At 70.7% G+C, this 21755-nt stretch carries 20 protein-coding genes and 1 pseudogene; 7 read left to right on the top strand and 14 right to left on the bottom strand.

Going from position 1 to position 21755, the window contains the following annotated elements; all coding sequences use genetic code 11:
- Positions 1–1521: signal recognition particle-docking protein FtsY (ftsY, locus tag D7X99_RS37240; RefSeq protein WP_304997965.1), on the top strand; the 1521-nt coding region annotated here is incomplete at its 5' end.
- Between the two features lie 6 nt (positions 1522–1527).
- Here the strand turns inward: ftsY and D7X99_RS37235 are convergent.
- Positions 1528–3366 (bottom strand): M1 family aminopeptidase, encoded by a 1839-nt coding sequence (locus tag D7X99_RS37235; RefSeq protein WP_121781904.1) that lies wholly within the window; start codon positions 3364–3366, stop codon positions 1528–1530.
- Between the two features lie 50 nt (positions 3367–3416).
- Between D7X99_RS37235 and D7X99_RS37230 the strand changes: the two genes are divergently transcribed.
- A complete protein-coding gene (locus tag D7X99_RS37230) occupies positions 3417–4013 on the top strand; it encodes a hypothetical protein (protein ID WP_121781903.1) in 597 nt (198 codons plus the stop codon).
- A 55-nt stretch (positions 4014–4068) separates the two neighbouring features.
- On the opposite strand, the gene D7X99_RS37225 is transcribed toward D7X99_RS37230, so the two are convergent.
- Entirely contained in the window at positions 4069–5094 is a 1026-nt protein-coding gene (locus tag D7X99_RS37225; protein ID WP_121781902.1) for a PEGA domain-containing protein, read from the bottom strand.
- 83 nt (positions 5095–5177) lie between these two features.
- Here D7X99_RS37225 and D7X99_RS37220 point away from each other — a divergent pair, with 83 nt between their 5' ends.
- Positions 5178–5705 (top strand): hypothetical protein, encoded by a 528-nt coding sequence (locus tag D7X99_RS37220; protein WP_121781901.1) that lies wholly within the window; start codon positions 5178–5180, stop codon positions 5703–5705.
- 87 nt (positions 5706–5792) lie between these two features.
- Here D7X99_RS37220 and D7X99_RS37215 read toward each other — a convergent pair whose 3' ends face one another.
- The 10 genes from D7X99_RS37215 to D7X99_RS37170 all read right to left on the bottom strand — a co-directional run bounded on the left by D7X99_RS37215 (position 5793) and on the right by D7X99_RS37170 (position 16955).
- Positions 5793–7319 (bottom strand): cellulose synthase family protein, encoded by a 1527-nt coding sequence (locus tag D7X99_RS37215; protein WP_121781900.1) that lies wholly within the window; start codon positions 7317–7319, stop codon positions 5793–5795.
- A gap of 317 nt (positions 7320–7636) precedes the next feature.
- A complete protein-coding gene (locus tag D7X99_RS37210; protein WP_121781906.1) occupies positions 7637–8614 on the bottom strand; it encodes a D-alanine--D-alanine ligase in 978 nt (325 codons plus the stop codon).
- A 306-nt stretch (positions 8615–8920) separates the two neighbouring features.
- Positions 8921–9214 (bottom strand): hypothetical protein, encoded by a 294-nt coding sequence (locus D7X99_RS37205; protein WP_121781899.1) that lies wholly within the window; start codon positions 9212–9214, stop codon positions 8921–8923.
- A 2-nt stretch (positions 9215–9216) separates the two neighbouring features.
- Positions 9217–11109, bottom strand: a complete 1893-nt coding sequence (locus tag D7X99_RS37200) for a PEGA domain-containing protein (protein ID WP_121781898.1) — start codon at positions 11107–11109, stop codon at positions 9217–9219.
- A 67-nt stretch (positions 11110–11176) separates the two neighbouring features.
- Entirely contained in the window at positions 11177–12523 is a 1347-nt protein-coding gene (locus D7X99_RS37195; RefSeq protein WP_121781897.1) for a S41 family peptidase, read from the bottom strand.
- Between the two features lie 84 nt (positions 12524–12607).
- Positions 12608–13468 (bottom strand): alpha/beta fold hydrolase, encoded by an 861-nt coding sequence (locus D7X99_RS37190; protein ID WP_121781896.1) that lies wholly within the window; start codon positions 13466–13468, stop codon positions 12608–12610.
- Between the two features lie 87 nt (positions 13469–13555).
- Positions 13556–14692, bottom strand: coding sequence for a murein hydrolase activator EnvC (locus D7X99_RS37185; RefSeq protein ID WP_171805585.1), 1137 nt, complete (start codon positions 14690–14692; stop codon positions 13556–13558).
- Positions 14689–15591, bottom strand: a complete 903-nt coding sequence (locus D7X99_RS37180; protein ID WP_121781895.1) for an ABC transporter permease — start codon at positions 15589–15591, stop codon at positions 14689–14691. Before D7X99_RS37180 ends, D7X99_RS37185 begins: the two co-directional genes overlap by 4 nt.
- Positions 15588–16280, bottom strand: a complete 693-nt coding sequence (gene ftsE, locus D7X99_RS37175; protein ID WP_121781894.1) for a cell division ATP-binding protein FtsE — start codon at positions 16278–16280, stop codon at positions 15588–15590. The genes D7X99_RS37180 and ftsE overlap by 4 nt, the downstream gene beginning before the upstream one ends.
- Before the next feature lie 102 nt (positions 16281–16382).
- Positions 16383–16955 carry a hypothetical protein gene (locus D7X99_RS37170; RefSeq protein ID WP_121755685.1) on the bottom strand — a complete coding sequence of 191 codons (573 nt, stop codon included), beginning with the start codon at positions 16953–16955 and terminating at the stop codon, positions 16383–16385.
- Between the two features lie 271 nt (positions 16956–17226).
- On the opposite strand from D7X99_RS37170, the gene carF reads away from it, so the two are divergent.
- On the top strand, positions 17227–18084 hold the full coding sequence (carF, locus tag D7X99_RS37165) for a plasmanylethanolamine desaturase (RefSeq protein WP_121781893.1): 858 nt from the start codon (positions 17227–17229) through the stop codon (positions 18082–18084).
- A 27-nt stretch (positions 18085–18111) separates the two neighbouring features.
- Here carF and murI read toward each other — a convergent pair whose 3' ends face one another.
- Positions 18112–18927 carry a glutamate racemase gene (murI, locus tag D7X99_RS37160; RefSeq protein ID WP_121781892.1) on the bottom strand — a complete coding sequence of 272 codons (816 nt, stop codon included), beginning with the start codon at positions 18925–18927 and terminating at the stop codon, positions 18112–18114.
- A 132-nt stretch (positions 18928–19059) separates the two neighbouring features.
- Positions 19060–20070, bottom strand: a complete 1011-nt coding sequence (locus D7X99_RS37155; RefSeq protein ID WP_147476379.1) for a hypothetical protein — start codon at positions 20068–20070, stop codon at positions 19060–19062.
- 159 nt (positions 20071–20229) lie between these two features.
- On the opposite strand from D7X99_RS37155, the gene D7X99_RS37150 reads away from it, so the two are divergent.
- The 3 genes and pseudogenes from D7X99_RS37150 to D7X99_RS37140 all read left to right on the top strand — a co-directional run.
- Positions 20230–20943 (top strand): MotA/TolQ/ExbB proton channel family protein, encoded by a 714-nt coding sequence (locus tag D7X99_RS37150; protein ID WP_120580672.1) that lies wholly within the window; start codon positions 20230–20232, stop codon positions 20941–20943.
- 12 nt (positions 20944–20955) lie between these two features.
- On the top strand, positions 20956–21450 hold the full coding sequence (tolR, locus tag D7X99_RS37145; RefSeq protein WP_120580673.1) for a protein TolR: 495 nt from the start codon (positions 20956–20958) through the stop codon (positions 21448–21450).
- 3 nt (positions 21451–21453) lie between these two features.
- A pseudogene (locus D7X99_RS37140) lies at positions 21454–21755 on the top strand (energy transducer TonB); the annotation flags it as partial.

Here is a 21755-nt window from a genome sequence, read left to right as displayed (position 1 = left end):
TTCGACGCGCTTGGCCTCCTCCTCACGCTCCTTGAGGGCGCGGACCTCCGCCTCCAGCCGGGCCTTCTCCGCCGAGTCCTTCGCGGCGTGGGCGGCGAAGTGGTGGGCATTGGCGGCGCGGCCCTCTTCGTCGTCCTGGCCCTCGTGGCGGCGCGCAGGCTCTTCGGCAGGAAGCGCGTGCCGGAAGCCCCCGGGAAGCCCCAGGTGGAGGCGCCCCAGCTGCCCGAGGAGCGCCCCGAGCTGCGCGTGGAGCTGCCGCCCAACGAGGCGGAGCTCGCCCGGCGCCGGGACCTGGACGACGCCCACGCGCGCATGGACGAGCTGCGCCGCCAGCGCGAGACGGCCTCGTTCGCCGCCCACGCCGCGAAGGACTCGGCGGAGAAGGCCCGGCTGGAGGCGGAGGTCCGCGCCCTCAAGGAGCGTGAGGAGGAGGCCAAGCGCGTCGAATACCGCGCCAAGAAGGCGCTCGACGACGAGACGCGCGAGCGCCGCAAGCGGGAGCAGGTCGAAGCGGTGCGCCTGCGCGATGAGGCCGTCGCCCAGGAGGCCGCCCAGGCGGAGGCCGCCCGTCAGGCCGAGGCCGCCGTGGCGCGCGCCAAGGTGGAGGCGGAGGGCGGCCGCACCCTGGCGCAGGGGCTGGACCGCACGAAGAATCAGGGCTTCATGGCGCGGCTCAACGGCCTGTTCGGCGGACAGCGCACCATGGACGACTCCGTCCTGTCGGAGCTGGAGGAGATCCTCTTCACCGCCGACATCGGCGTGCGCACCGCGGACCACCTGGTGGAGGTGGCGCGCGACAAGCTCAAGCGCGCGGAGCTGAAGGACCCGGAGCGCATCAAGGACGCCATCCGCGACGAGGTGGCGCGCATGGTGGACCTGCCCGTGCCGCGTTCGCTGGAGGGCGGTGGCCCGCCGCACGTGGTGATGGTGGTGGGCGTGAATGGCGCCGGAAAGACGACGACCATCGGCAAGCTGGCCGCGCAGCTCACCGGCCAGGGCAAGAAGGTGGTGCTCGCCGCGGGTGACACCTTCCGCGCCGCCGCCACGGAGCAGCTGGATGTGTGGGCCGAGCGCGCGGGCGCCCAGCTGGTGAAGGGCCCGGACGGCGGCGACCCGAGCGCCGTCATCTTCGAGGCGGTGAAGAAGGCGAAGGACGAAGGCGCGGACGTCATCATCGCGGACACCGCGGGCCGGCTGCACACCAAGGCCCCGCTCATGGAGGAGCTCAAGAAGGTCAAGCGCGTGATGGACAAGGCGCTGCCCGGCGCGCCCCATGAAATCCTGCTCGTGCTGGACTCCACCAACGGGCAGAACGCCATCCAGCAGGCCAAGCAGTTCCACGAGGCCGTGGGCATCAGCTCCATCGCGCTCACCAAGCTGGACGGCACCGCCAAGGGCGGCGTCATCATCGGCATCTGCGACGAGCTGAAGCTGCCCGTGGTCTGGGTGGGCGTGGGCGAGAAGATCGCCGACCTGCGCCGCTTCGAGCCGCGCGAGTTCGTGCAGGCGCTGTTCGACTGAACCGCCCTACTGCCCCATGAGCTGGGGCAGCAGCTGTTCCAGGAGCTGCTGCGTCTGGGCGTCCAGCTTCACGCCGCCCATGTCGCCGCCCATGGCCTCCATCAGCCCCTGGAGGTCCGCCGCGCCCAGGTCCTCGTCGCCGTGGGACTCCTCCCACCAGCGCGTGCGCAGCTGTGTCAGCGCCTTCGCGTTCGCGGGGCTCGCCTTCGCCAGCTCCTGCGTGAAGCACGCCTTGCACGCCCACTTGAAGCGGTACGTGTCCACGTACGCGCGCAGGGCCTTGAGGAAGGCGCTGTCCCCCACCAGCTTGCGCGACGCGTGGTGCAACAGCGGCGCCTTGCCGTACACGAGCGCGCCGTACTCCAGCTCGCCGCCGTCGAAGTCGCCCGTGGGCCGGTCCGCGCGGCCGTCGCTGCCGCCCGTCAGCCGGAAGAACTGGTAGGGCATCACCAGGGCCTCGTTGCGCAGGGACTCGGCGGCCTCCGGGCCGTGGGCCCATTCCATGTAGAGGAGCGCCGCGTACTGCGCCAGGGACTCGTCCACCACCGGGTCGTGGATGGGGTCCGAGCCCACGAGCCCCGCGAAGTACTGGTGCGCCACCTCGTGCGCCACGGTGAACTCCAGCGTGCGCTCCAGGGACGCCCCCACCTGCGAGCCCACCTGCGCCAGCATCCCCGCGCCGCCCTGCGCGTTCAGCATCTCCTGGAAGGCCTCCATGCCCGGCATGCCCACCAGCATGGACAGCGGGTCCTGCTTGGCGCGGTAGAGGGACGTGCCCACCGTCACCAGCCCAGGGAACTCCATGCCGCCCGCGCCGCCGCTCAAGGGCGCCTGCACCACGCGGAAGTGGGTGTAGGGCAGCGGGCCCAGCCGCTTCTCGAACTCCGTCAGGGCCTGTGACGCGTACTTGAGCACGCGCTTGCCCACCGCCGCGTCCCGCGCCGCGAAGTGGCTCTCCACCGTGACGCCGTTCACCGTGGCGGTGGCGGACTGGTAGCCGCGCGTCACCAGCACCGGGAAGTCGCGCACCGCCGCCGCCGCGAAGCTGTAGCGCACCCGTCCGTCGCGCTCGGGCACCGCGCCCATGGGCGTCCCGGTGGTGTGCGCCGCCCAGCCTGACGGCACCGTGAGAGTGGCCAGCACGTGCGCGGGCTCGTACAGCGCCAGGTCCCCCGTGCCCTGCGGGCCGGCCCAGGGCTGGCCCTGATCATCCACCGGAGGCACCTGCGGCACCACGCCCACCAGGCTCATCACGTCCGCCGTGGCGGAGAAGGCCCCGTGGTCGTCCGAGCCCCCCTTCGCGCCGCCGCCCAGAAGCCCGCCCGAGCCCAGCAGCGACTCCGCGCCCGGCGCTGCCTTGGGCACCATGCCCTTCAGCGAGACCTCCAGCGACACCGTGCCGCCAGGGGGCACCGGCGGCTCTACCGTGATGCGCTGCAACGTGGGCTCCGGCCCCAGCTCCAGCGCCACGGCCTTCCCGTTGAGCTTCGCGCCGGAGAGCGTCACCTGCCGGGAGCGGGTGTTGGGCGTCAGCCGCAGGTACAGCTCCGTCACCGGCTTGGGGCCCTTGGCCACCAGCTCCACCTGCACCTTGCCCCAGACGCGCCGCTCCTTCGGCTCCACCTCCAGTTGCACGCGGTAGAGCGGCACGGACTCCAGCGGCCCCAGCGCCCGCGCGGCCCGGTCCCGCTCCTCCGGCCTCAGGTGCTGGAGGCACAGCTGCACCTCCGGCGCCACGCTGCCCGCGCCCGGGATGGCGGGAGCGGCGGGGGCGGGAGGTGTCGCCGCGACCACGGGGCCCGCGGCCAGCGCGCACAGCAGCCACCATCCGGGGAAGGTCCGCATGGGGGCATGCTAATTGACCCCGTCCAGGGCCGCTCGCTACAAGCCTCCAGGTGCGCCACTCGCGAACGTTGACCCTCTCCGCCGCCGCGCTGAGCCTCCTGGCCTGCGCGAAGCAGGTTCCCCCGTCCACCGCCGCCGCGCCGCCCCAACCGCGCTCGGTCCAGTTGCTGACCGCCACGCCGGAGCGCGAGACGGCCCGCCTGGAGCAGCGGCGCGAGGACGTGGAGGTGGACACCCGCGAGGGCGAGCGCACGCCGCGCGTCGTCGCCACCGGCGAGACGCCTCAGCTGCTGCTGGACGGTGCCAAGGCGAGCCTGTGTGGGGACGCGGCCTGCAAGCAGGGCTTCGCCGTGGACAACTTCCTCCTGCTGGAGGTGCTGGACACGAAGGGGAAGGTGTCGCGCCGCGCCGCCGTGGGCTTCACGGACAGCGTCTTCATCGGCAACGAGCAGGTGGACAACGTGGGCCGCCGCGCCTTCAGCTTCGAGGCCAACGAAGTGGACCTCAGCGGCTTGCTGCCGGAGTCCGAGCCCTTCCGCCTCCGCGCCACCGCGCTGGACTACTGGGGCGTGGGCCGCGTGACGAACGTCTTCCTGCGGCTGGAACCCGGCGCTGGCCGCGCCGAGGACGACCTGCGAAGCCACTGAGCGGCCTCGAGGCTCCGGAAGCAGGGGCGGACGCGGACGTCCGCCCCGCGCGTCGTCAGAAGCGCACGCCGTTCGCGGGCATCGCCGGGCGCAGGCCCGAGAACCCGATGTCGCCGTCACACGTCCCGCCGCACACTTCGTTCGGGGTGAGCTCCGCGGGGCCCCGGGTCACCGCGTAGGCGCCAGCGCCCGCGGCGGCGGCCACCACGCCCACGCCCACCCAGACGTACCACTTCTGGTACCAGGACGTGCCGGTGCTCTCCTTCACCTCCGGCGGCTGCTCGGCGCCCAGCGCCAGGCCCGGCTGATCCACCAGCGGCTCCGAGGGCTTCGAGGGCTCCAGCACCGTCGAGCGTGGCGCATCCTCCGCCTGCGTCACCGCCGTCGGGACGTCCGAGGAGGGACGCAGCCGCCCCTCCACGACGTAGAGCTGGCCGGCGCGCACGGTGATGTTCTTCACGTCCTTGAGCCCCGGCGCGCGGAACTCGATGACGTGCGGCCCCTGCGACAGGGGGTAGTTCTCCATGGGGGTGACGCCCACGCGCGTCCCGTCCACGAACACCCCCACGCGGGCCACGTCCGCGCGCAGGGTGGCGAAGCCCGTGGCCGCCTCCAGCGAGAGGAGCAGCTCCGTGGTCAGACCCGGCGCCAGCGTCACCTGCTGGTTGAATTCCGAATAGTTCTGACGGCGGGCGATGACGGTGTGCTCCCCCGGCGTCAGCTCCAGCGGCGTCTGAGGATTCACCTCTTCGCCGTCCACCGTCACCTTCGCGCCGCGCGCGTTGCTGCCCAGCTTGAGCGCGAGCGTGGCCTTCGCGGGGACCGGGTCCTCGACGGTGGCCGTGGCGGCGTTCTTGCCCGTCTTGCCCTTGCGCGCGCCCAGCTTCTCCTTCTTGGGCGGCGTCTTGCGCTTGGCCGTCGGCTTCGGCGGCTTCACGGGCCGGGTCTTGGTGCCCTTGGGCTTCGTGGGCTTCGTCTCCTCCGTGGGGGCGAGGAGATCATCATTGTCCTGGGCGAACGCCGCGGACGGCAGGGCCAGGGTGGCGACGAGCGACAGGATGGCGAAGCGGCGAAGACTCATGTCGGGCCGAAGGTTAGAGAGTCATCCCAGGGGAAGCAAACACCGTCCCACCGGGCCGTCCGTTGGGAGAATATCCGCGCCCCATGCACCGCGCCCTCGTCACCCTCCCCCTCGGCCTCTGTGTCCTCTCGCTCGCGGCCTGTCCGGGCAAGGCCCCACCCCGGGTGGAGACCCACGCCGCCTCCGTGCCGCCTCCCATCCACGTGCCGCCCGGCTGCGAAAAGGACCTGTCCGGCGACTACCACCACGCGCAGAACCCGGCCTTCCGCTACCTGGGCCAGGATGACGGCCGCACCCTGTCGCTCGCGGTGGTGCGCGCGTGGGCGGACGGCGGCGTGGAGTCCCCGGACGCGGGCTCCGTGGGAATCGTCCTCACCCGAACACCCGAGGGCTTCGTGGGAGAGACGCGCGCCACCGGCTTCAGCGCCTCCGGGACGCCCTGCCCCGTCGCCTTCCCCACGGAGGCCGTGGCCTGCACCGACGCCGGCCTCACGCTGAGGGCCGCGTCCAGCACCGCCATCGACGAGGGCTGCCGTCCCGCGACCTCCGGCCCCGCCCCCGTGCGCCAGGAACAGGTGCTGCTGCGAGGCGCGCCCGACGCGGGCCTGTAGGCCCCAAAGCACCGCGCCGCCCTCCCCGCCTGGAGACCAGGAGGGAAGCGGCGGCGCGAGGTGAACAGCGGAAGCGGTGTGAACGGCTCAGGCCGCCTGACGCGGCTGCTCCTCGGAGGACGTCACCGCGGGGGCGGCGTCCGGCACCTTCGTCCGGCGGCCCGCCAGGCCCTGCATCAGGCTGGACATGCCCACGTAGAGGAAGCCCGCCAGGAACAGGATGATGAAGGGCACCGACGTGTAGATGCGCGAGTCGATGGCGAACCACAGCGCCCCGGTGAAGTACGCGGCGAAGAGCAGCTCCACCACCGGCATCAGCGTCTTGCTGCCCCGGTAGCTCTTCTTCACGGCCTTGACGTTCTTGCCCTCGGCGCCCGTCTTCGGCGTGCGAGCGAACCCCGACTGCTGGTTGAGCAGCGCCTCGCCCACGGCCTTCGCGTTGTTGATGGCCAGGCCAATGCCCAGGCTCATCAGGAAGGGCAGGTACTTGAAGCGCTCCCAGCCCTTCACGCCGCGCTCGCGCTGGGCGGCCACGTAGAAGACGCAGACGCTGGCCGTCGCGGTGATGAAGAACGGCAGGTCCAGGAACAGCGTGCCGTACAGGCCGTGCTGGAAGCGCACCACCATGCTGATGGGCATCAGCACGGACAGGAGCACCATCAACAGGTAGGCCATGTTGTTGGTGAGGTGGAAGAAGGCCTCGCGCTTCACCAGGAGCGGCAGGTCGCTCTTGAGGATGGTGGGCAGCAGCTTCTTCGCCGTCTGGATGGAGCCCTTGGCCCAGCGGTGCTGCTGGCTCTTGAAGGCGTTCATGTCCACCGGCACCTCCGCGGGGGAGATGACCTCCGGGAGGAAGATGAACTGCCAGCCCTTCAGCTGGGCGCGGTAGGACAGGTCCAGGTCCTCCGTGAGCGTGTCGTGCTGCCAGCCGCCCGCGTCGCCAATGGTCGCGCGGCGCCAGATGCCCGCGGTGCCGTTGAAGTTGAAGAAGCAGCCGGCGCGGTTGCGCGCGGTGTGCTCGATGATGAAGTGGCCGTCCAGGAAGATGCTCTGCGCCTGCGTGAGGATGGAGAACTCACGGTTCAGGTGGCCCCAGCGCACCTGCACCATGCCCACCTTCGCGTCCGCGAAGAAGGGCACCGTGCGCATCAGGAAGTCGGGGCTGGGGACGAAGTCCGCGTCGAACACCGCCACGTACTCGCCCGAGGCCAGCTTGAGGCCGTTCTCCAGCGCGCCCGCCTTGAAGCCCTGGCGGTTGACGCGGTGGATGTAGACGATGTCGTGGCCCTTCTGACGGTGGCGCTCCACGCACGCGCGCGCGATGCCGCACGTCTCGTCCGTGGAGTCGTCCAGCACCTGGATCTCCAGCAGCTCGCGCGGGTAGTCGATGCGGCACACCGACTCCACCAGGCGCTCCACCACGTACATCTCGTTGAAGATGGGCAGCTGGATGGTGACCTTGGGCAGCGCCTTCAGCGTGCCGTTGGGCGTCGGCAGCTTGAACTTGTGGCGGTAATACAAAAACGCCATGCGGTAGCGGTGGGAGCCGTAGACTCCCAGCACGCTCAGCAAGCTGAAGTAGACTGCCAGGAAGATGATCTCAACGGTGGTCATCGGTGACGCTCAGCCCCTCCCGCTGGCACTGGCGCCAGCGGTCCTACCAGACGTGGCGGCATGCCGACCGACTGCTCACGCTGACCGCCGCCTGTGGGTCTGCTGAGCCCCGCCCCGTATGTGCCCGAAAAGACTGGGCTTTGACCTTCCGGCTACTGATCGCCGGCGGACAATAGGGAGCGACCCGGGTCGTGTCAAACTATTCCCCGGATTCGAGAGGCTCTGAACGGCGGTTTTGACGCAGGTTGTCACCCTCTGCTTCCCTGCGTCGGGGCGATGCCGAGACGACGTCCCAGGTGCTCCGCGCGCCAGAGGACCTAGCGCGCGACGCGCAGGGGCACGGGAGCGGTGGGCGCGAGGGTGGGGCCTTCCGCGACATGGGACTCGTCGCGGGTGGCGCGGTCCAGCACGTCCTGCACCAGCGAGGGGAAGTCCAGGCCGGCGCGGGCGGCGATCTTCGGCAGGAGGCTGGTGGGGGTGAAGCCCGGCAGGGTGTTCACCTCCAGCACCACGTCGTTCTCCGTGTCGGAGCACATCAGGTCCACGCGGCCGTAGCCCCGGCAGCCCAGGGCGCGGTACGCGGCGAGCGCGAGCGACTCCACGTTGACGCGGCGGGTGTCGGACAGGCGGGGCGGGAGGAAGTACTGGGCTCCGCCGCCCTTGTACTTGGCCTCGTAGTCGAAGCCCTCGCGCGGGTAGGACACCTCGCAGCTGCCCAGCACGCTGTCGCCGAGGATGCCCACCGTCACCTCCTGGCCCTGGACGAAGCGCTCCACCAGGGCCTCACCGCCGAAGCGGCACGCCTGGACCACCGCGGGCACCAGCGCCCCGGCGTCGTGCACCACGGACAGGCCCACGGACGAGCCGCCCTTCGCGGGCTTCACCACGCAGGGGAAGCCGCTGTCGCCGTGCAGCTCCAGCGCGCGCTCCGCGTCCTCGCGGGCCACCCGGTAGCCCTGGGGAGAGGCCAGGTTGTGCAGTTGGAAGAGCTTCTTCGCCATGGGCTTGTCCATGGCCAGCGCGGAGGCCAGCACGCCGGAGCCGGTGTACGGAATCTCCAGCAGCTCCAGCAGGCCCTGCACGCGGCCGTCCTCACCCATGCGGCCGTGCAGCGCGAGGAAGGCCACGTCGAGGTCCGCCGCGCGCAGCGCCCGGTCCAGGCCCGGGCCCGCGAAGACGCGGGTGACGGTGTGCCCCAGGGTCTCCAGGGCCGCCACCACGGCCTCCCCCGTCTTGAGCGAAATCTCCCGCTCCTCGCCCCACCCGCCCATCAGCACTCCCACGCGCTTGCCCATGTCGATGATGCCTCCTTGGGCCCGCGTCAGAGCACGGATGATGCCACGCACCGGAAGTGCTTCCCGGCGCGGACGTCGCGTTCAAGTAACTGGAATAACAGGGGTTTCGCGGTGGTGCCGAGCGGCAGGCAGCCGTGTCCGGCGAGACACGGCGCGGCCCGGTGGCCACGTGCGGGAGTGTTTACAGGGCGCCGCGCCCTGGGCCCCTGGAGACAGGGACGCAAGGCGCGGCGGCACAACGGCATCAGGGCTCCGTCACCGGCGCCGTGACTGGCGACCGGTGACGCCGGGCCCGGTGAGGGGACTTCAGCCCCCGTCGCGGACGCCGCCGTCGGTCAGCAGACCGCCATCCGTGAGGCCGGCGTCGGTGCCGTCACCGGCGTCGGTGGTGCCGGCGTCACTGGTGCCGGCGTCGGACGTGCCGGCGTCGGTGGGGGTGCCGTCCTCGGAGGTGCAGACCTCGTTGCGGCAGACGTAGCCCTCCTGGCACTGGCCGCGGTCGCAGGGCTGTCCTTCGGGGTCGAAGCTGACGAGCAGGCTGCAGGCGGACAGGCCCAGGGCGAGGGCCGAGGGAACGATGAGCGATGAAAGGCGGCGCATGGCTAGTAGTTCCGGAGATCGTCTTCGTCGAGCTTGGGGCGCTTCTTCTCTTCATCGCGCTTGCGCCGGGCCTCTTCGTCCGCCTTGCGCTTCGCCTCTTCGTCCGCCTTGCGCTTCGCCTCTTCGTCCTTCTTGCGCTGCTCCTCCTCGTCCTTCTTGCGCTGCTCCTCCTCGCGCTTGAGGCGGGCATCCTCCGCGCGCTGGCGCTTCGCCTCGGCCTCACGCTCCTTGCGCGTCATCTTCTTCGCGGGCGGCGCGGGCGGCGGCGTCGGGGGCGGCTCGAAGACGGGCGGCGGGGGATTGTTCGCCGGAGCCGGCTCGGTGGCGGGCGCAGGCGTGGGCGTGGACGTGGCGTTCACCTTGGGAGCGGGCTCCGTCTTGGCGGCGGGCGGAGGCGGCGGCATGGGCAGCGCCTCCTTCATGGGCTTCTCGTCGCGGGCCGGCGCGGCCTTTTCAGGCGGGGGGCTCGCGGGGGCGCTGGACGACGAACCCCCACCCTTCTTGTAGAACGCCAGGTAGCTGCCGGCGCCCGCGGACACCAGGCCCGCCAGCACGCCGATGTCCGCCACCAGCGCGTACGTCTTGCCGGTGCTCTTCAGGTCCTCCGCGCGCGTGCTGCCCTGCGGCGCGGTCTTGAACGCGTCCGACTTGGAGGAGGCCTCCAGGCCGAAGTAGATGCCGCCCGCCAGGAGCGCCACGCCCGTGGCCAGCAGCACGTAGCCCGCGGTCTTGCGGCTCACGCCTCCGCCGCCAGCGAAGTGCTTCACCGGCTTGCCGTCGACGCGCGCCGCGTCCTGGCCGACGAGCCCCGTCAGCAGCGCCTCGGAGCCCGTGGCCATCGCGTCACCGCGCGGCACCTGGCCCATCGCGTACGCCAGGTTGTGGCCGTCCGCCACGTCCATGCGCAGGCCGGTGACGGTCAGGGGCGCGTTGCCCGGACCGCCGCGCACCAGCAGAGCCAGCACCTGCGGCACGTCCGCGAGCACGCCCAGCTCCTGCAGCGCCTGGTCCCGCTCCTCGTCGTCTGCGTTCTTCGCGATGCGCTCCACGAGCGCCGCGTAGCGCTGCTGCACCGGCAGCTTCGCGAGCGTGAAGGAGGACTCGCCCTCGCGCGCCCGGCCTTCCGTCACGGCGTAGCCCGGCGCCACCAGCGTCACGTAGTGGTCCGCGCGCGTCAGGCCGGTGAGCGCCAGCGGGGACACGCCCCGGTAGGTGCCGTCCACGAACACCTGCGCGTTGGCGGGCTGCGAGCTCACGTTCAGCGTGGCCTGCGCGCCCTCCAGCTGCGACTTGCGCTCCTTCTCCACGAAGGCGACTTCCTCGGGCGGGAAGAAGTTGGGGTTGAAGGTGGCGCGCGGATCCACCGCGAGCACGCCGCGCATCTCCAGCTCCGCCGCCTTGTTCTCCCCGTTGGCCACCTGCGTCGCGGCCTTCATCACCCGCGCGCGGCTGAGCAGCGGGAACGCGCGCGACAGGTCCGCCTGCTCGTAGGCCTTCACCGCCTTGTCGAAGCTCTGGAGCGCCTTCACGGTGTCCAGTTCGTCGTAGGCCTTGGCGCCGTCCTTGAACGCGGCGTTGCCCTCCACCGCCTTCGTCTGGCGCGCGGTCGCGCCCTGGGCGTCCAGCGCGTCCGACAGACGCACCAGCTCCATCCGGCCGGAGCGGGCCACGGCCTGCTCCGCCCAGTGCGTCAGCGCCAGCGCCTCACCCTCCAGCGAGGCATCCACGGGAATGGCCACCACCGCCACGCGGGGGCCCGCCGCCGTCGGCAGCGTTCGCGGCATCAGCCGCAGCGGTACGTGTTGCTGCTGCGCGGCCGCGGGGCCCACGGCCAGCATTCCCACCAGCCAGCCACTGAGCGTCGCGTGCAGCGCGCGATTGAAAGGACGTCGCATCCGGTCTCCCTCGTTGCTGTGCGCATTACACGCACTGCGAGGCGGAACGCCAGCCTCGAAAGGGGTTTCAGCGACCCGCGGTGCTCCCAGAGGCCCGGGACGCGGGCCCTGGCGCCAACCCATGGAGGTAGTTGAGCGCGACCTTCAGCTGTGGATCCGCGAGCTTCGCCGTCACCGCCCAGTCCTTCAGGTTCGCGGGCAGGGTCCGGGGATGGGCGGCGACCTCCGACGTCGTCTGGGACGGCTCCGCCTTGAAGTGGCCCCGCAGGTCCTTCTCCCGGGGTGCGTCAGTCCCCGGCTTCCCTGTGGAATCCTCCGGCACCAGGAAGTCCGGGGTGATGCCCTTCTCCTGGATGCTGCGGCCCTTGGGCGTGTAGTAGCGCGCGATGGTGAGCTTCAGGCCGGAGCCGTCCTCCAGCTCGATGATGGTCTGCACGCTGCCCTTGCCGAAGGTCTGCGTGCCCATGATGACCGCGCGGCCGTGGTCCTGGAGCGCGCCCGCGACAATCTCCGACGCGGAGGCGCTGCCCGCATTGACGAGCACCACCAGCGGGTAGTCCTTCTCCGTGTCGCGGTCGCGGCTCTTCTCCTCGGAGGCGTTGCGGCCGTCGCGCCCGCGCGTGGACACGATGGGCAGGTTGCCCGGCAGGAAGCGGTCGCTCATGGCCACGGCCTGGTCCAACAGGCCGCCGGGGTTGTTGCGCAGGTCCAGCACCAGGCCGTCCAGCTCCTTGCCGCCGTTGAGCGCGCGCAGCCGGTCCAGCTCCTTCTTCAGCGACAGGTCCGTGCGGTCCTGGAAGTTCTTCACCTTCACGTGACCGATGCCGTCGTAGAGCGCGCTCTCCACGGACACGATGCGGATGTGGTCGCGCAGGATGGCCAGCTCCCGGGGCGCGTTGAAGCCCGCGCGCATGAGCGTGAGCAACACCCGGCCCCCCGCCGGCCCGCGCATCTTCTGGAGCGCGCGGCCCAGGTCCATGCCCTGGGTGCTCTCCCCGTCGATGGCGAGCAGCTCGTCCCCGGCCTTGATGCCCGCGCGCGCCGCGGGCGTGTCGTCGATGGGCGCCACCACCACCAGCCGGTCGCCCTTGCGCGCGATTTCGATGCCCAGGCCGCCGAACTCACCGGACGTGTCGATCTTCATCTCCCGGAACACCTCCGGGGGCATGAAGAGGGTGTGCGGATCCAACGTGTCGAGCATCCCCTGGATGGCGCCCTGGACGAGCGTCTTCCGGTCCACGCTCTCCACGTAGTTGTTCTCCACGTAGGAGAGCACCCGCGCGAACAACTCCAGCTGGCGGTACGCGGACTCCTCCCGGCCGGCCGCGTCCCCTGGCTTCTGCGCGAGCACGGGCGCGCCCCACAGCAGGAGCGCGGCGAATCCCATGCACCACGGCTTCGGGAAACGGGTCACGGGAGCGCGTCCTCGGGGGTCGGGTGGAAGGGGCCGTCGCAAGGCCCCCGAGTCTACACCCGGCCCGCCGGACGATTCCCGCCCTTAGAGGCGAGCCCGGTCCGCGAAGCCCACCAGGTGGGACACAAAGTCGTCCGGCCGCTCCATCTGCGGCACATGGCCGAAGCCCTCCACCACGTGCACCTCCGCCTGGGCGGGCAGGTGCTGCCGGTACCAGGCGAGGATTTCCGGGGGCAGGAGCCGCTCGCTGCCGCCCCAGAGGAAAAGCACCGGCATCTTCAAATCCCGCACCGCCTGGGGCGCGATGCTCGCCTGCGTCGCGAGCGCATCCGCCGCCAGCGCCTGCACCGTGGGCGTCGTGTAGAGCCTGCTCAGCGCCGGCGCGAGCAGCAGCGCGCCCAGGGGCGGCCGGTGGAAGAGCTTGCGCGTCAGGGCGCGGACATCCGCGGTCGACTTCACCGCGAAGTGCCCCAGCAGCGCCGCCAGCGCCTGCGGCGTCAGCTCCGCGCCCGCGGGGGCCACCAGCGCCAGCGCCTTCACCCAGGCGGAATGCTCGGAGGCCAGGTTGACGGCCATGGCCCCGCCCAGCGAGTTGCCCACCACGAGGGCGGGCGTCTTCACCACCTGCTCGAAGTAGGCGCGCAGCACGTCGAACTGGCCCTGCACGCAGGTGGGGCCGCCGCAGTACTCGCCAGAGAAGCCGTGGCCCGGCAGGTCCGGCGCGAGCACGCGGGAGAAGCGCTTCGCCAGCCCGAAGAACGTGCGCCCGAAGCCGTTGGCGGACCCGCCCAGCCCGTGCACCAGCACCACCGGCGGACCCTTGCCCTGCCCCTCCAGCGCGTAGTGGTGCACCGCCTGCCCACCCACGTGCACCGTCTCCGACTCCACGCCCCGCGCCACCAGCACGCGGCGCATCGCTTCCTGCATCCCACCCATCAGGTCCACGCGAAGGCCTCCTTCCTCACCAACGACCGCTGCCCCGCACCTTCTAACGCCTCCGCGTCTTGGACGCAGCGCATCAAACAGACAATGTCAGGGCGTCCCTGCGGCGGCGGTCGCGGGGGCGAGCCAGGGGGCGGGGTCGACGGCCTGCCCGGCGCGGCGGACCTCGAAGTACAGGTAGGCACCCTTGAGGGAGCCGGTGTCTCCCACCTCCCCCACCACGTCGCCTGGAGTCACGCGCGCGCCCACGGCGACGGCGATGGTGGAGAGGTGGGCGACCAGGGTGTGGAAGTCGTCGCCGTGGTCGACGATGAGCAGGTTGCCGTAGCCGCGCAGCCAGCCCGCGTAGACGACGGTGCCTTCGGCCACCGCGTGCACGGGGGTGCCCGCCACGGCGCGGATGTCCACGCCCTTCTGCACGGTGACGGTGTTGAAGCGCGGGTTCACCACGCGGCCGAAGCCCACCTCCACGATGCCCGTCACGGGCCGGGGCAGCTTGCCCTTCAGGGCGCCGAAGCCGCTCGTCGCGGGGGCCTCGTGCAGGTCCAGCAGCATGCGGGTGAGCTCCGCGTCCGCGCCCTCCAGTTCGCGCACGGCGCGCTTCGCCAGCTCCGCCTCGCCGGCCAGCTTCCCCACCACCTCCTCCAGCGCCTCCTGCTGCGCCTGGGCCTGCTTCGACTGTTGCTGGAGGAAGGCCACGCGCTGCGACAGCGAGGTGTGCAGCCGCTTCAGCTCCAGCGTCGCCTGCCGCTGGAGGGTCGCCACGTGCTGCACGGTGCGCAGCAGCTCCAGGTCGCCCGCCATGCTGGCCTCCAGCGCGCGGGCGCGCCACATGAGCGCGGCGAAGTCGTCCGCGGACAGGAGCACCTCCAGCGGGCGGCGGCGCTGGAGTCGATACAGGGTGCGCAGGCGCGGGGACAGCCGGCGCAGCTGGGCGCGCAGGGCCTCGCGCAGCACGGCCTCTTCACGCTCGGCGAGCGCGACGCGGCGGCGGAAGAGGTTCAGGTCGCCCTCCAGCGCGCGCACGCGGCGGCGGGAGAAGGCGGCCATGTCCTCCATCAGCTCCATGCCCTCCAGCACGGAGAGCTTCTTCGCCTCCACCAGTGCCAGCGTGGCGCGCTGCGCGGTCAGCTTCTCGCGGATGGCCGCGCGCTCCGCCTCCTCGTCCGGCTGGGCGAACGCGGCGCTCGCGCCCAACAGCGCCATGAGCCAGACGAGCCGTCTCATACGCGCAGGAAGCGCCCCACCGCGACGAAGCTGCCGCCCAGGCCCAGCGCGCAGCCGGCCGCGAGCAACTCCAGCGCGGTGCGCGTCTCCACCCACGGCGCGGCCACGCCCGGCCCCAGGAGGAACGCGAAGAGCGAGCCCAGCGTGGGCCCCAGGAGCCGGCCGAAGAGCCACAGCCCGCCCACCGCCACCAGCGCGCCCAACAGCCCCTGAAGCAGTCCCTCCAGGAGGAACGGCGCCTTCACGAAGCGGTCGGTGGCGCCCACCAGCTTCTGGATTTCAATCTCCTCGCGCCGCGAATAGATGGCCAGCTGGAGCGTGGCCGCGACGATGACGATGGTCGTCCCCAGCACCACCACCAGCGCCACCAGCGCCCCGAAGCTCAGCGCGCGAGCGATGGCGGACAGCCGCTCCACCGCGGCCTCGCCGTAGTCCACGCCGGTGACGCCCGGCAGCGCGCGCAGCTCCTTGGCCAGGGCCGACAGCGCCGCGGGGGAGCGACGCGCCTCCGGCACGCGCAGCTCCAGCGTCGCGGGCAGCGGGTTCTCCGGCAGCTCCGACAGCGCCTCGCCCAGGTCGCCCAGCTCGCGCTTGAGCCGCTTCAGCGCCGCTTCCGGCGGCACCACCGTCACCTCGCCGTGGCTCAGCTCCACCACGCGCGTGTGGACGCCGTGCACCTCGTCTTCACCCAGCTGCGGCGCCAGGTAGAGCGTCACCTCCACCTCGCCGCCCAGCGACGCGAGCAGGTTGTCCACCACGTGCGACGCGCCCCGCGCCAGCCCCGCCGCGAACAGCGCGATGGCGATGGTGGACACGGCGATGAAGTGCACGAAGGGCGCGTGCTTCAGCCCCCCGGCCGCCGAGCGCCAGAAGTAGGCCACCTTCGACAGCACGCTCATACCAGCATCCGCCGCGCCGCCTTGACGCCGTCCTCGTCGGAGACGATGAGCCCGCGCTCCAGGCGCACCGTGCGCTTCTGGTAGCGCGACAGGAGCGTGGCGTCGTGCGTGGCCACCATCACCGTGGTGCCCCGGATGTTGATGTCCGTGAGCAGGTCCATGATTTCAACGGTGAGCGCCGGGTCCAGGTTGCCCGTGGGCTCGTCCGCCAGGAGGATGGTGGGGTCGTTCACCAGCGCGCGCGCAATCACCACGCGCTGCTGCTCTCCACCCGACAGCCGCAGGGGCAGCGAGTTCGCCTTGTGCTCCAGCCCCACGAGCTTGAGCATCCGGAGCACCTTCTCGCGCCCCTCCGGACGGGGCACGCCCAGCACGTCCAGCGTGAAGCCCACGTTGTCCGCCACGCTGCGGTGGGGCAGCAGCTTGAAGTCCTGGAACACCACGCCGATGTTGCGCCGCAGGTACGGCACCGCCGACTCGCGGATGCGCGCGATGTTCTTCCCGCCCACCAGGATTTGACCCTTGGTGGCCTTCTCCCCGCAGAAGATGAGCTTGAGCAGCGTCGTCTTCCCTGCGCCGGACGGGCCGGTGAGGAAGACGAACTCGCCCTTCTCCACGTTCAGGTTGATGTCCTGCAACACCGGCGGATCGCCGGGATACGCCTTGTAGACGTGGAAGAACTGGATCATGTCCGGAGAAGCGCGAGGCCCTCCGGGCAGCGTACCACGCCCCCGGAGCCCGCCCAGGAACGGGCCGGGCGTCGCTGGAGGGACGGCACCGCGCGAGCGGCCTTAAGAGGGCTCGCCCTCGCTCGCCAGGTAGCTGAGGATGACCTCGTCCAGGCTCTTCTCGGAGATGAGGTCCTCGCCGAAGAGCGTCTCCACGCCCACCTCGTTGATGCGCGGCTTCTCCTTGAGGGCGCGCGCGGCGGCCACTTCCGGAGGCAGGTGTGAGGCGGGGGCCACGACGGGAGGAGGAGGCGGCGTGGGGGGGCGCGGCTGCGCGGGCGCTTGCGGCGGCAGCTTCGGCTGCGCGGCCATCTCCGCGTCCGTCGCGAGCTGGCCGGGCTGATACGAACGGACCGTGGACTCGTAGTTGTCGTACACGCCGTTGATGAGGTTGCGCAGCATCTCCTTGTGCTGCTCCTCCATCAACTCGCGCACAACCTCCGCCAGGTTCTCCGCGTTGAGGATGTCCGCGTAGGACGTCTTCTTGGACGCGAGGATGTTCCCGCCCACGAACAGGTGGGTGATGATGTGGGGGTTGTTGACGCCCGAGTCCTCGGTCTGGACGTGGTAGACCTTCCCCTTGTGCTTGATGTTGTGATTGAAGCCAGTGACGGCTTTTTCGAAGGTTTTCGCCATTGCCGAGGTCGGGCACCGTAGCAGCGGGGTCCAGGCTTCACAAGGTAAGCGTCACGCGCTCCGCACCTCTTTTTTCGTGCGTGCCTGCCCGCTTCCCGCCGGTGTGCGTCCGCCACCTTCTGTCACCCTCCGTGTACGGATCCACACGTGGACACCAGCCTGGCGGGCACGGGCGGCTCTGTTGAAAAGCTGAAACGCCCTGGGGTACGTAAACCCCTCTGACGATCGCGCCGTCAGTCCCTCCCTCCCTGCCGCGGCCGGAACACCACCGATGAAAAAGCCGGACACCATCGCGGAAAAGGTCCGCCTGCAGGATGCCCAGGCGCTCGCGCAGGGCTACTCGCCCGCCATCCGCGCCATGGAGATTGCCTCCATCATCGCGTTCGTGGGCCTGGAGAGCGTGCTCGTCTACAAGCTCTGGAGCACCCACCACACCGGGCCGTGGATGCTGATCCTGGCGGTGGTGCTGGGCTACCTGGCCGCGGACTTCGTGTCCGGCTTCGTCCACTGGATGGGCGACACGTGGGGCTCCACGGAGATGCCCGTCCTGGGCAAGGCGTTCATCCGCCCCTTCCGCGAGCACCACGTGGACGAGAAGGCCATCACCCGCCACGACTTCGTGGAGACCAACGGCAACAACTGCCTCGTGTCGCTGCCGGTGGCGGCGCTCGCGGTGGCGGTGCCGCTCGCCGGCCCGGGCTGGGTGTTCCTGGCCGCGTTCCTGGGCGCGATGATCTTCTGGGTGATGGCGACCAACCAGTTCCACAAGTGGTCGCACCTGGATGAGCCGCCCGCGATCATCAACTTCCTGCAGCGCGTGCACCTCATCCTGCCGCCGGACCACCACCGCATCCACCACACCGCGCCCTTCAACCAGTACTACTGCATCACCGTGGGCTGGATGAACCGGCCGCTGAAGATGATCCACTTCTTCCCGCTGATGGAGCGGCTCATCACCTGGGTCACCGGTCAGCTGCCGCGCCAGGACGACATCGGCACGGAGGCCGCCCAGGCGCTCGTCGCCGTGGACGGCGCCCAGCAGGTGCCGGTCATCCAGGCGGCCAAGGAGCTGCTCAAGTCGTCCGCCGAGGAGCCCACGGCGAGCGTCTCCACGCCCCCCGTGCGCTGAAAGGCCGGGCCCAGGCGGCAAGGCCGCCTAGAAGCGCAGGTCCACCTGCTCCGCGGAAGGAATGGGGCGCCCCAGGAAGCGGGCCCCCACCTCCACGAAGCGCTCCGGCACGTCGGTGACGAAGAAGGCGTGCTCCGGCGCGCCCACGGACGCTGGCGCCAGCAGCCCCTTCTCCCCCAGCAGCTGGGCCACCGCCTCCGCCGTGGCCTCCGCCGAGTCCACCAGCGACACGTGCGGCCCCACGACCTCGGCGATGACGCCCTTGAGCAGCGGGTAGTGGGTGCAGCCCAGCACCAGCGTGTCCACCCCGTCGCGCGCGAAGCCGGCCAGGTACTCGCGGGCCACGAGCAGCGGCACGTCGCCGTGGGTCCACCCCTCTTCCGCCAGGGGCACGAAGAGCGGGCACGCCGTCGCCTTCACCGCGACCTTCGGGTTGCCCGCCTCCAGCGCCCGCTGGTACGCGCCGGAGCGGATGGTGCCCGGCGTCCCGATGACGCCCACCCCGCCGCCCCGGGTGCGCTGGAGCGCCGTGCGGGCCCCGGGCTCAATCACGCCCAGCACCGGCACCGGCAGCGCGGCCTGGAGGGCGGGCAGCGCCGCGGCGGAGGCCGTGTTGCACGCCACCACCAGCAGCTTGATGCCGCGCTCCAGCAGGAACTCCGCGTTCTTCAGCGAGTAGCGCGTCACCACCTCGCCGGACTTGGTGCCGTAGGGCACGCGCGCGGTGTCCCCCAGGTAGAGCGTGCGCTCGTGGGGGAGCCGCGCCATGAGCGCCTTGAGGACCGTGAGCCCTCCGATGCCGGAGTCGAACACGCCGATGGGACCGTGGCTGTCTTGCCGCATGGGGTGAGTCCCTATCACGATTGATGCCAACGCCCCCCGCACCGCCCGCGTGTCCCCCGGAACGCACGAAGGGCCGGAAGCCTGGAAGGCCTCCGACCCTTTCATGACGCCCGGCCCGGGTGGGCCCCGCGACTACTGCACGCGGTCGAGCGGAGCGATGGCGGCCTCTCCCGCGCTCGGGAAGTCGTGGGCGTAGACACGCAGGCTCAGCATGTCCGCTCCCCGGGGCGAGATGTAGCGCCGGCCGTTCGTGCCGTTCGCCTGCAACGACACGAAGTACTCACCGGGGCGCAGGAACTCGAAGACGGCCGGGGACTGGCTGCAGGAGAACCACTGGCCGGCCTCTCCGTAGACCCACTCGTTGGTGTGCACGTCCTGGAAGTTGATGCCCACCTCGCTCACGCCGGCCTGGTTGCAGTTGAGCTTCGTGTTGCCTTCGTAGAGCTGCCAGCCCACCGCGGCGCCGCCAATGGCCCAGGTGTTCGCCGTGATGGAGGCCGGGATACCCGCCTGCGAGGTGAAGCCGCCACCGTAGTAGTAGAGGGGCCGCTCGAACGAGTCGACGCCCACGATCTCCAGGTAGTGCTGCCCGGGGGCGAACTCCGGCGTCTCGATGTAACGACCCTCGCTGCCCTGGTTGCAGTTGAAGCGCCCCCACGGGCCGTCATCCACGCGGGCATCCACATAGGCCACCCCGGCCTGGCCGCAGGAGGGGTAGTACGAGCCCGCCTCCGTCGGGAACAGCCAGTTCACATAGGCGTAGGCGGTGGAACCCGTGCGGCCCGTGTTGAAGTTGATGGGCACCGCCGTGTTGCCGTCCACCGAGAAGGTGCCGCGGTACGAGTAGACCGCCACGCCGTCGTAGTCCACCGCCTGCGCCGTGAACGAGTACGTGCCGGGCGCGAAGTCGTGCAGGACGATGCCGTCGAAGCCGTTCGCCGAGCAGGGGTACTTGCCGTCACCCTCGAGGATCTCGCCGTCGATGTAGATGTCCACACCGTCGATGTCCCGCATCTGGCCGCAGGTGGCGCCATCGAAGCTCCACGACATCCGGACGTCGCCGGGGTAGCGGTTGTCTTCGATGATGCAGCCGGTGAGTCCAGAGGAGAGGCAGAGGAATGCGGCGAGCGTTCTCGCGTTCATGGTGGGCATCCGTGGTTCGGTTTCGGGAAGTTGAGGTCGTCGGCCCGTAACAACCCTCCAGACGACCAGCCCCGGGAATTATTCAGTGCCGTCCAAAGCAGCCGGGCGTCGTAAGCATGTTTGACCCACCCGAGGACGGAATGTTACGCGCTGGACCCCATGATACCCCACCTGCCACTGGCCTTTGGCGCCATGAACTACGTGGAGATCATCCGCGACGCGTCGTTCATCGAGCTCGCGGTGCTCCTCCTCCTGATGGGCGTCTCGGTCGCCTCCTGGGCCCTCATCGCCATGAAGGCCACCCAGCTGTCGCGTGCCCGCGCCCAGTCGCTTACCTTTCTTGACACGTTCTGGAAGGCGTCCCGGCTGGAGGCCATCTACCAGTCCGCCCAGAAGCTGGAGGGCTCGCCGCTGTCGAAGGTGTTCTGCGCGGGCTACGAGGAGCTGAGCAAGCTGGCGCAGACAGACAACAAGGAAGGCGCCGAGGCCGCGATGAGCGCCAAGCTGGGCGGCATCGAGAACGTGGAGCGCGCGCTCAACCGCGCGGCCACGGCGCAGATCACCGAGCTGGAGAACCGCGTGTCCTTCCTGGGCACGGTGGGCGCCGCGTCTCCGTTCGTGGGGCTGTTCGGCACGGTGATTGGCATCCTGGGCGCGTTCAACAACATCGCGGAGCAGGGCAACGCCACGCTGGCCACGGTGGCGGCGCCGGTGGGCAACGCGCTCTTCGCCACGGCGGCGGGGCTGTTCGCGGCCATCCCGGCGGTGGTCGCGTACAACTCGTTCGTCAGCCGCATCAAGGTGTTCGACACGGAGATGTCCAACTTCTCCGCGGACTTCCTCAACATCATCAAGCGGCACTTCTTCCGCTAGGGGACCCGTCACATGGGCATGGGCGGAGGCAAGGGCGGTGGTGGCCGCACCACGATGAGCGAGATCAACGTCACGCCCATGGTGGACGTGATGCTGGTGCTGCTCATCATCTTCATGGTGACGGCGCCCCTCATCCAGCAGGGCGTGAAGGTGAATCTCCCGGAGACCAAGGCGGCCCCGGTGGAGGCGACGGAGAAGAAGGTCGTCCTCTCCATCGACGCGGGGCGCAAGGTCTACATCGGGGATGCGGAAGTTCCGCTGGAGGAGCTGGAGACGAAGCTCGCCGCCAACGCCAAGGCGCAGGCGGACAAGGAAGTGTACCTCCACGCGGACCGCGACGTGCCGTACGGCGTGGTGGTGGAGGTGATGGCCGCGGCCCAGCGCGCGGGCATCGCCAACGTGGGGATGATCACGGAACCGGCCACGGGCTCCAAGGCGTCCAACTCCGGCAAGGCCGCCCCCGCCCCGTCCGGCGCCAAGGGCAAGCCCAAGGAGGCGAAGCGCTAGCCCATGAGTTCCGCGGTGACCCACAGCCTGCTGGTTTCACGGCCCACGCGGCTGTCTCGCTTCCTCGTCGTCTCCGTGGTCGGGCACGTGGCGGTGGTCGCCGCGGCGCTGCTCTACGCGGGCTTCTCGTCCGCGCCGAAGGTGAACCTGGACCAGAAGCCCATCAACGCGTCGCTGGTGCGGCTGGGCAAGCCGCGCGACCCCAAGCTCCTGCCGCGCAAGGAAGTGGCGCAGCCGCCGCCCAAGGAAGTCGTCGCGAAGCCCACGCCCACGCCGCCCGCGGAAACGCCCGCGCCCTCCCCCGC

The organism is Corallococcus sp. AB032C (genome assembly GCF_003668935.1).
Lineage (GTDB): Bacteria > Myxococcota > Myxococcia > Myxococcales > Myxococcaceae > Corallococcus > Corallococcus exiguus.
Note: the sequence above shows the minus strand (reverse complement) of the source record. Positions and strands in the feature narration are given on the sequence as shown.

What these genes read in the sequence shown, in the direction of transcription:
- D7X99_RS37200 (WP_121781898.1), bottom strand. Translation starts at nt 11,109, where the DNA reads ATGCGACGTCCTTTCAATCGCGCGCTGCACGCGACGCTCAGTGGCTGG.
- D7X99_RS37155 (WP_147476379.1), bottom strand. Translation starts at nt 20,070, where the DNA reads ATGAACGCGAGAACGCTCGCCGCATTCCTCTGCCTCTCCTCTGGACTC.
- D7X99_RS37170 (WP_121755685.1), bottom strand. Translation starts at nt 16,955, where the DNA reads ATGGCGAAAACCTTCGAAAAAGCCGTCACTGGCTTCAATCACAACATC.
- murI (WP_121781892.1), bottom strand. Translation starts at nt 18,927, where the DNA reads ATGCGGCAAGACAGCCACGGTCCCATCGGCGTGTTCGACTCCGGCATC.
- D7X99_RS37235 (WP_121781904.1), bottom strand. Translation starts at nt 3,366, where the DNA reads ATGCGGACCTTCCCCGGATGGTGGCTGCTGTGCGCGCTGGCCGCGGGC.
- tolR (WP_120580673.1), top strand. Translation starts at nt 20,956, where the DNA reads ATGGGCATGGGCGGAGGCAAGGGCGGTGGTGGCCGCACCACGATGAGC.
- D7X99_RS37150 (WP_120580672.1), top strand. Translation starts at nt 20,230, where the DNA reads ATGATACCCCACCTGCCACTGGCCTTTGGCGCCATGAACTACGTGGAG.
- D7X99_RS37215 (WP_121781900.1), bottom strand. Translation starts at nt 7,319, where the DNA reads ATGACCACCGTTGAGATCATCTTCCTGGCAGTCTACTTCAGCTTGCTG.
- D7X99_RS37205 (WP_121781899.1), bottom strand. Translation starts at nt 9,214, where the DNA reads ATGCGCCGCCTTTCATCGCTCATCGTTCCCTCGGCCCTCGCCCTGGGC.
- carF (WP_121781893.1), top strand. Translation starts at nt 17,227, where the DNA reads ATGAAAAAGCCGGACACCATCGCGGAAAAGGTCCGCCTGCAGGATGCC.
- D7X99_RS37210 (WP_121781906.1), bottom strand. Translation starts at nt 8,614, where the DNA reads ATGGGCAAGCGCGTGGGAGTGCTGATGGGCGGGTGGGGCGAGGAGCGG.
- D7X99_RS37185 (WP_171805585.1), bottom strand. Translation starts at nt 14,692, where the DNA reads ATGAGACGGCTCGTCTGGCTCATGGCGCTGTTGGGCGCGAGCGCCGCG.
- ftsE (WP_121781894.1), bottom strand. Translation starts at nt 16,280, where the DNA reads ATGATCCAGTTCTTCCACGTCTACAAGGCGTATCCCGGCGATCCGCCG.
- D7X99_RS37225 (WP_121781902.1), bottom strand. Translation starts at nt 5,094, where the DNA reads ATGAGTCTTCGCCGCTTCGCCATCCTGTCGCTCGTCGCCACCCTGGCC.
- D7X99_RS37220 (WP_121781901.1), top strand. Translation starts at nt 5,178, where the DNA reads ATGCACCGCGCCCTCGTCACCCTCCCCCTCGGCCTCTGTGTCCTCTCG.
- D7X99_RS37180 (WP_121781895.1), bottom strand. Translation starts at nt 15,591, where the DNA reads ATGAGCGTGCTGTCGAAGGTGGCCTACTTCTGGCGCTCGGCGGCCGGG.